This window comes from Flavobacterium sp. SLB02 (genome assembly GCF_009664855.1).
In the GTDB taxonomy this organism is placed as follows: domain Bacteria; phylum Bacteroidota; class Bacteroidia; order Flavobacteriales; family Flavobacteriaceae; genus Flavobacterium.
In genome coordinates this window covers 5476619-5484707 of sequence record NZ_CP045928.1, presented here as the reverse complement: position 1 = coordinate 5484707, position 8089 = coordinate 5476619, and the positions used below count along the sequence as shown (strand labels likewise).

At 33.1% G+C, this 8089-nt stretch carries 10 protein-coding genes; 1 reads left to right on the top strand and 9 read right to left on the bottom strand.

Translation table 11 applies throughout. The features are described 5' to 3' along the window. Window positions 1–607 (top strand): T9SS sorting signal type C domain-containing protein (locus tag GIY83_RS20820; protein WP_208683243.1); only part of this gene is annotated, 607 nt, incomplete at its 5' end. Window positions 608–696: 89 nt separating this feature from the next. Here the strand turns inward: GIY83_RS20820 and GIY83_RS20815 are convergent. The 9 genes from GIY83_RS20815 to GIY83_RS20775 form a co-directional block, all read right to left on the bottom strand. Further along, window positions 697–1863, bottom strand: a complete 1167-nt coding sequence (locus GIY83_RS20815) for a beta-ketoacyl synthase N-terminal-like domain-containing protein (protein ID WP_194617911.1) — start codon at window positions 1861–1863, stop codon at window positions 697–699. Window positions 1864–2000: 137 nt separating this feature from the next. Beyond that, a complete protein-coding gene (gene bioA, locus GIY83_RS20810; protein ID WP_208683241.1) occupies window positions 2001–3272 on the bottom strand; it encodes an adenosylmethionine--8-amino-7-oxononanoate transaminase in 1272 nt (423 codons plus the stop codon). A gap of 98 nt (window positions 3273–3370) precedes the next feature. After that, window positions 3371–3988 carry a dethiobiotin synthase gene (bioD, locus tag GIY83_RS20805; protein ID WP_194617913.1) on the bottom strand — a complete coding sequence of 206 codons (618 nt, stop codon included), beginning with the start codon at window positions 3986–3988 and terminating at the stop codon, window positions 3371–3373. Window positions 3989–4169: 181 nt separating this feature from the next. Further along, entirely contained in the window at window positions 4170–4784 is a 615-nt protein-coding gene (locus GIY83_RS20800) for a hypothetical protein (RefSeq protein WP_194617914.1), read from the bottom strand. Beyond that, the gene (locus tag GIY83_RS20795; RefSeq protein ID WP_078006758.1) at window positions 4774–5277 is read right to left on the bottom strand and encodes an RNA polymerase sigma factor; all 504 of its coding nucleotides are present in this window, start codon (window positions 5275–5277) and stop codon (window positions 4774–4776) included. The genes GIY83_RS20800 and GIY83_RS20795 overlap by 11 nt, the downstream gene beginning before the upstream one ends. 7 nt (window positions 5278–5284) lie before the next feature. Beyond that, window positions 5285–6145, bottom strand: a complete 861-nt coding sequence (locus tag GIY83_RS20790) for a TraB/GumN family protein (protein WP_208683239.1) — start codon at window positions 6143–6145, stop codon at window positions 5285–5287. A 76-nt stretch (window positions 6146–6221) separates the two neighbouring features. Continuing rightward, on the bottom strand, window positions 6222–6419 hold the full coding sequence (locus GIY83_RS20785) for a hypothetical protein (RefSeq protein ID WP_208683237.1): 198 nt from the start codon (window positions 6417–6419) through the stop codon (window positions 6222–6224). 55 nt (window positions 6420–6474) lie between these two features. Continuing rightward, window positions 6475–6669 carry a hypothetical protein gene (locus GIY83_RS20780; protein ID WP_194617917.1) on the bottom strand — a complete coding sequence of 65 codons (195 nt, stop codon included), beginning with the start codon at window positions 6667–6669 and terminating at the stop codon, window positions 6475–6477. A 235-nt stretch (window positions 6670–6904) separates the two neighbouring features. Next, window positions 6905–8041 (bottom strand): pyridoxal phosphate-dependent aminotransferase family protein, encoded by a 1137-nt coding sequence (locus tag GIY83_RS20775; RefSeq protein ID WP_208683234.1) that lies wholly within the window; start codon window positions 8039–8041, stop codon window positions 6905–6907. Between the last annotated feature and the right edge of the window lie 48 nt (window positions 8042–8089).

Below are 8089 nucleotides of genomic sequence, written 5' to 3'. Positions count from 1 at the left end.
CGAAGGAGCAAGCAATGCCTATGAAAATAAATTCGATGGTGTAAGTTTTGATGGTAATCCATACCTTGATTTTTATAGTATGGTTAATACCACTAAACTTGTAATTCAGGGTCGTGCTTTGCCATTTACAAATACTGATGTTGTTCCGTTAGGATACAAAACATCAGTTGAGGACACTTTTACCATAGCAATAGACGAGGTCGACGGTAAAATGACCAATCAGGCTATTTATTTAGAAGATAAAACAACTGGTATCATTCATGATTTACGCTCAAGTGATTATACTTTTAAAAGTGCGAGTGGAACATTTACTGACCGATTCGTTTTAAAATATGCCAACAAAACACTAGGAACAGGTGATTTTGAAAACATCGAAGGCGGCATTTTAATTTCGGTAAAGAATAAAATTATAAACGTTTCATCTTCAAAAGAAAACATAAAAGAAGTTACTATTTTTGACATTACAGGAAAAACACTTTACAACAAAACAAAAGTTTCCAATACTGAACTTCAAATTCAAAACCTGCAATCAGGCAATCAGGTTTTACTGGTAAAAGTAACTTTAGATAATGATTTTACAACGACAAGAAAAATCATATTTCAATAACATACCAACAAGCATTCAATAAAAAAATCCATTCCGTCTAGCGGAATGGATTTTTTTGTTTTGTAAAACAATAATATTCAAAAAACCAATTAAGGCTTCCCGATCAAGATACTAACTGCATTTCCGCCAAAACCAACAGCATTTATTAAAACTCTTTTTATAGATTTTGTCTGATTTTGTTTTGTTCCAAAGGGTACTCCTATAAAAACATCATGCTGAAACATTAATAACGCCAATTCTAAACTCAATATTCCCGATGCGCCAAAAGTGTGACCTATTTTCCACTTATTAGTCGTTAGTAAAGGTAATTTAGATCCAAAAACTTTTTCGATGGCACGTAATTCTGTTACATCTCCTTTTATTGTTCCCGGAGCATGCATTACGATTGCATCAACACTTTCTAAATCGACATCTTTTAATGCCATTTTCATTGATTTCTGAAAACAGGTTGCTTCGGCAGAAATAGAAATATTATGTTCTAAAATCTCCGTTGAATATCCAACTCCTGCAACATATGCAATCGCATTTTCCTTTTCCCCAACTTCCAGACAACAAACCGCGGCTCCTTCGCCCAAAATCATCGTGTTTTGTGTTTTCTCAAAATCAAAAGCCAGATTTGGCCAGGAATATTCATCCTGATTTATTTTGGAATATATCTTTAAAGCACGCATTTGAGCGATTGTAAAATCAGTTAATGGCGCTTCGCTTCCTCCTACCAAAAATTTATCAGCCATTCCCGCTTTCAGCCATGCAACTCCATTTAATAATGAATGAAGAGCTGTAGAACAAGTTATAGAATGAGAAATTTCAGGACCATTACTTTGCAAATCATGCGCAATCCATGATGAGATATTCCCCAGAGTTGTTGTGGGAGAAGCTAAAGTTTGCGCTTTTCCGGTATCAAGATATTCTCTATAATGTTTTTCGAATAAATCTGTAGCTCCGCGTGATGAACCAATATTAATCCCGAAAACATCATCTGAATTCCATCCTGCTTGTTCAACTGCTTTTCGCGAAGCTGCTATTGCAAATAAAACCGAATCGTCTAAAAATTTATATTTAATATCTGATTCCCGTATTTCAGCAACAATTTGTTTCGATTTAGCATCAAGAGAAGCCACCGAAGTTTCTTGCTGATCTAAAAACTGTTTCGAAAAACAATGTTGATTGTCGAGATATTTTTCCCAAACACCTTTAGAAGTATGTCCTAAAGGAGAAATCGAAGAAAAAGCTGTAATCGAGATTTTAGTATTCAAGGTTTTTGGTTTTTTATCGCAAAGTTCGCGAAGTTTTATGAAAGATGGCACGCTGATGACGCGGATTAAACTGATATACACCGATTGTTATTTAGTCTGCGAAAATCCGCAACATCCGTTAAATCTGTGGGCTATATTCAGACCATTTCAATCGCTTCTTCTATTGTTTTATATACTTTTTCAAGCTGTTCACTGGTCATGATATATGGAGGAAGAATGTAAACAATATTTCCAACCGGACGTAAAATGACACCTTTTTCGATAAAGAAATCATAAAGCTTGTTACGCATCGATCCGTAATAACTTTCCTCTGAATCTGATTTGATTTCGACTACAAAAATAACACCCAATGTACTGGCTGTAAATACTTTTGAATGATTTTCTATTTTCTTTTGAAAGATTAAATGGCTCGCATTAATTCTTTCGATATTAGCTTGCATTTCTTCGGTCTGCAACAAATCCATACTTGCCAAAGCAGCTGCACAACCTGTAGGATTCGCTGTAAAAGTATGTCCGTGAAATAATGCTTTATTGATATCATCATCATAAAAAGCATCAAAAACTTCTTGTGTAAAAGTCGTAATCGCCATTGGAATTGTTCCTCCGGTTAAAGCTTTAGAAAGGCAAATCATATCCGGATTTTCTGAAACATAATCCATCGCAAAAGTTTTTCCTGTTTTGCCAAAACCCGTCATTACTTCATCTGCAATGGTCAGGACTTTGTTTTCTCTACAAATCTTGATCAGCGTTGCTAATGCTTCTGGTTCATACATGACCATTCCGGCAGCACCTTGCACCAAAGGTTCAAAAATAAAACCGGCGCAATTATGATTTTGAATTACATTATTCAAAGCATCAAAACTTTCCTGTTCATTTCCTTTTACGGGCACCGGAATACGAACCACATCTATAAACATTCCCTGAAAAGCCTGTGTATAAAACGAGATTCCGCTTGCTGCCATTGCCGCAAAAGTATCACCGTGAAAGGCATTTTCGAAAGCAATTATAGTCGTTCGTTTTTCATTTTTATTAAAAAAATACTGCAAAGCTACTTTTATTGCTACTTCGACGGCAGTTGAACCATTATCAGAAAAGAAGATTTTTTGTTGATTTTTTGGCAAAATCTCCATCAGTCTCTCTGCCACTTTTATCGCAGGTTCATGAGTAAAACCTCCAAACAAAACATGCTCCAGAGTGGTTAACTGTTTATAAATTGCATCGGCAATAAATTTATTACTGTGCCCAAACGGATTTACCCACCAGGATGCGATGGCATCAATATATTCTTTTCCATTTTCGTCCCATAACAAAGCACCTTCTCCTTTTGAAATTGCAATTGGAGCCTGCGAAGTTTTATGCTGTGTGTAAGGATGCCAAAGGTATTGACTGTCTTTTTCGGTTAATGTCATTTTATTTAGAATAGATATTAGAGCATAGAAAAAAGACTAAACCCCATAATTCACACAAAGATAGGAAAGTCAATTTTCTTTATCCTATCTTCTTTTCGCTATAAATTAAGCAAATTATCCCTGAAAAAATCGGCGTATTCTTTAATCACATTTTGATCGAAATAAGGTTCTTCGTCAATTCTGCCGACATATTTTATTCCGGTTTTATTTAGAATTAAACTTTCTGTCGATTTGTTTTCGCTTCCGCTAAAGATAATTCCTGAAACCTTAAAACCTCGATTTATAATTGCTTCAATTGTTAATAAAGTATGATTGATACTTCCTAAATAATGTCTTGAAACCACAATAATTTTATAATCAGGTTGAATTAAATCGATGATGGTTTCGCTTTCATTTAACGGAACAAAAATTCCACCAGCGCCTTCAATCACCAAATGATTATCGGCTTTTGGTTCTTCAATTTTACTTAAATCAATTTTGATTCCGTCAATTTCTGCTGCTAAATGCGGACTTGCCGGCGTATTTAATTTGTAACTATTATCGAAGATTTGAGTTTTCTCATTAGAAATTCTTGCTTTAACTTTATGACTATCCGAATTATCTAAATCTCCGGCCTGAATAGGTTTCCAATAATCTGCTTCTAAAGATTCAACAATAATAGAAGAAGCAATCGTTTTTCCAACATCGGTCGAAATTCCTGTTACAAATATTTTCATAATAATTAGACCACAGATAACACTCATTGAACAGGTTAAAGCGGATTTTTTTTAAAATTAATTGCCAACAACCAAAAAGTAAATAATCTGTGTAAATCTTTTACATCCGTTTTATCCGTGGGCAATGATACAAAAATATCAATAAAAACAAACCCATCATTACGATGGGTTTGATTGTTTTTTATTCTTCTTTTAATTCGTCAATGACCTTCTTGATTTCTTTCGCATATTTTCCATAATAAAAACTCACCCACCACTCTGTCAAAACACCAATAAGCAACATTGTTATCATGAAAATTACGACTTTTAATATTAATTTTTCATTTTCAAAATTCCCATTTAAAATTTCGGCTGAGCCAGGAGTTCCAAAAATCAAATAACCAGCCAAATAGATCATGAAAAAAGGAGCTAGTGCAAACGTAAAAGTTTTATAAAGCTGCATATTAAGCCTAATATCATAATAGGTTTCATATAAACTGTCTTTGGTTGTTAATGTTGCTTTATCCAATCTCTTATAAAATAGAAAAAGCTTAGACAAATAGTAAATACTTATTGCTGCCACGATTCCGTATATAAAATAGTAAGGACCTGTGAATTTTGACGGAAATTCATGATATAGTGGCAAAAAACCTATAATTATCAAAGCGAGAATCTGTCCAAAAAGTTCTTTACGTAAATTTCTTCTAATTTTATCCAATGGCATATTTGCCGATTGTATTTTTTCTAAATTATCCGGAACAACAACATTATCAGTCTTTTCGTTATTCCATGCGTTTTGTATATCGTTAAAATCCATATCCTTGATTTTTAATTATTTCTTTTAATTTTTCTTTTGCTCTGTTTAATTTTACTCTTGCATTTCCTTCAGATATCCCCAGATTCTCTCCTATTTCTTTATGAGAAAAACCTTCAAGCTGATAGAAAATAATAGCTTTATCGATTTTCTCCAGTTTCTGAACAGCTTTATAAAAATGATCGATCTGACTTTCTTTGATATGAGAATCACCTTCATCGTCTTTGATGTTTTCTGAGGCGATTTCGTATTTATCAACCTTTCGTTTTTCTTTCTTTAAGAAAACAATTGCCGTATTTACTGCAACGCGATACATCCAGGTCGAAAACTGACTTTCGTTTCTAAAAGAATCATACGATTTCCAGAGCTGACAAACAATCTCCTGAAACAAATCCTGCTGATCGTCATGATTGTCCATGTACATTTTAGAAACTTTGTAAAGTATTCCTTTATGACTTTCGATCCTTTTTAAAAATTCTTGTTCTTTCTCTTTCAAAACGATGTTATTTCGTTACTGGTTTTACTTTATATCCTGCTTTTCTCAATAAATTAATTACTCCTTCTTCACCTGCTAAATGCCCTACGCCAACTGCAACAAATAAACTTTCCTTTTTCATCATCCCTGGCATTCTCTGAGCCCAATCTTTATTTCGGTCATCGAGTATCCATTTTTTCGCTGTTTTACTCATCACCTTTTCGTCTGCAAAATCATTATAAACATTCATTACATTTTCTGCTTTATAATCTTCTACCATTTTTTTAGTTTTGGCTTTACTAAAATCTTCAACAGTTTCAATTAATTCTGAATCGGTGTAGGCATTTGCTAACATATTGGTTTGCTTTTTTACGGTTTCGAAACCTCCAATACTTTTATTCTCTTTTTTAGCCAAATCTATAAAATCTGATTCATATGATTTTATAGTTTCGCAATCAAATGTTTTCATAGAGATAAACCCCATAATAGCAGCTAAAGTAAAACCATCTAATTGCTGAATTTTTAGACCAGTATTTTTTTGTAAAACTACATCTAACTTCGACAATTGTTCCGGCGATAATGTCTTGCTTAATTGTTCTGAAGCAATACCTGCTTTTTGCATATCAGCCATTTCAATTGGATCAGATAAGTTGATCTCTAAAATGAGTTTATCTGATTTCTGAAATGCATTTTTTGTTTTTTCTGCCATAAAATAATCGGTTGGACACATACCGTGAATTGTTCCGTAAACATAAGATGGTTTTGATAATCCGTTTCCTGAAACTTCCCATAAAAGAGAATTTTCAAGTTTTGGAGATTTTGTTTGTGCCTGAATTGTACTGCAAAAAATTAAAGCTACTGCTGCTACTGATGTAAATATTTTTTTCATTTTATTGATTGATTATTTGATTGATGATTATTTGATTGACTCTTTTGATTTTGTTTGATTGATGATTGACTATTAATTATGATTTACTATATTTTTTTCTTTCCCATAAAGCTAACGAAGCAAAAAACAGACAGATCATAATAAGCAGTAAGTCTTTGTTTGGATGATTTAGCATAAATTGATTCACTAATGCATATCCAAGTCCCGCCGAAGCTAAAAAGACAAACACATAATTGAATATTTTTTCGATAACTGAATTTGAAGTTGTTTTCATAATAATTTGATTTTAAAGATTGTTGTTATTGATAGATTTGATGATTAAAACTCCTTTATTGTTTGTTGTATTTTTCTCTTTGTATTGAGGCAAAAGTTGCCACAAGCAAACAAACAATTATAATAAAAAGATGAGGATACGGCTTGCCATACAAATGATGACTTACCAAAGAATAAGTTACTTGTACCGTTGTTAAAAAAAGCAATACATTACAAATGATTCTTTTTATTGAAGTGATTATAGTTTTCATAATTATTTTGGTTTATTTGATTACGACTCGTAAGTAATCGAACAATCAAAACGTTACAAAATAATTTAAACTTTTTTATAAAAGTGAGGAAACATGGATCTTGAGAATGGTATTTTTTTTTAGAATAGACCTTTAATTTCACAAAGAGCCACAAAGAAAAAATCGCAAAACTGCACAAAACTATTCTTTGTGCAGCTTTGCGAAAACTTCGTGAATCTTTGTGGAATTATCTCGACTAAAAAACAAAGTCTCTAAGCAATTCTAAAACCTGATTTATTTGTTCTTCAGAGTTATAACTATGAATACAAAAACGCAGACGCTCCTGCCCTTCCGGAACGGTTGGTGAAAGTATTGCTTTTATATCAAAACCTTTATCTTGTAGTTGTTGGGCCAATTGTTTGGCATTTTCATTACCCGGAACAATGGCAGATTGGATTGCCGATTTGCTTCGCACAAACATTGGCTTTAAACCTAACAAGTTTTTCCGCTGATTGAATAACACAATATTTTGACGTAATTTTTCGATTGTTTCTTTCTGAACATCCAATTGCTGGTATGCCACCAAAATTGTCGCAACTGAATGTGGAGATAATCCGGTTGTATAAATAAAACTTCTGGCGAAATTTATCAGATATTCTTTAAGTTCACTACTTCCTAAAATCACTGAACCGTGACATCCTAAACCTTTCCCAAAAGTCATGATTCGGGCAAAAATCCTGTTATGTAAATTAAGGTACTGAATCAAACCTTCGCCTTTATCTCCAAAAACTCCTAAAGTATGTGCTTCATCCACTACTAAAAAACAATTGTATTTTTCAGAAAGATCTGCCAATTCTTCTAAGTTCGGACTATCACCATCCATAGAAAAAACAGTCTCAGTTACAATATAAATATTGGTATTAGGAAATTTTTGAATTAATCGTTCTAATTCTTCAAAATCATTATGGTTGAATTTATACGATTTGGCATTCGACATTACGATTCCGTCGCGAATAGAAGCATGACTTAATTCATCATACAAAATAACATCAATTCGTTGCGGTACAGCGCTAAAAAACCCAACATTGGCATCGTAACCCGAATTAAAGATTAAAGCCGATTCAGCGTCATGAAACTCCGCAATAAACGTTTCTGTTATTTGATACAATGAATGATTTCCAGAAATTAATCGGGATCCCGAAGCGCCATTCTGAAAAATTTCATTTTCCAGCAAATAGGCATGGGTTAACTTAAAAATAGATTCTGATTTTGAGAAGCCAATATAGTCGTTAGAAGAAAAATCGACTAAATTATTAAACACAGGCAATTTCCTAAGCGAATTATTCTGCTTACGATTTTCAAGCTTTTGAATAAGGTTTTCGGCTAATTTCATAAAAGCAAAGTTATGAAATTGAAGTTGATATTAAATAACAGCGGGCGT

Excerpts from the sequence above, each read along its gene's own strand:
- GIY83_RS20790 (WP_208683239.1), bottom strand. The coding sequence starts at position 6,145 with ATGAAAAAAATATTTACATCAGTAGCAGCAGTAGCTTTAATTTTTTGC.
- GIY83_RS20800 (WP_194617914.1), bottom strand. The coding sequence starts at position 4,784 with ATGGATTTTAACGATATACAAAACGCATGGAATAACGAAAAGACTGAT.
- GIY83_RS20780 (WP_194617917.1), bottom strand. The coding sequence starts at position 6,669 with ATGAAAACTATAATCACTTCAATAAAAAGAATCATTTGTAATGTATTG.
- bioA (WP_208683241.1), bottom strand. The coding sequence starts at position 3,272 with ATGACATTAACCGAAAAAGACAGTCAATACCTTTGGCATCCTTACACA.
- GIY83_RS20775 (WP_208683234.1), bottom strand. The coding sequence starts at position 8,041 with ATGAAATTAGCCGAAAACCTTATTCAAAAGCTTGAAAATCGTAAGCAG.
- GIY83_RS20785 (WP_208683237.1), bottom strand. The coding sequence starts at position 6,419 with ATGAAAACAACTTCAAATTCAGTTATCGAAAAAATATTCAATTATGTG.
- bioD (WP_194617913.1), bottom strand. The coding sequence starts at position 3,988 with ATGAAAATATTTGTAACAGGAATTTCGACCGATGTTGGAAAAACGATT.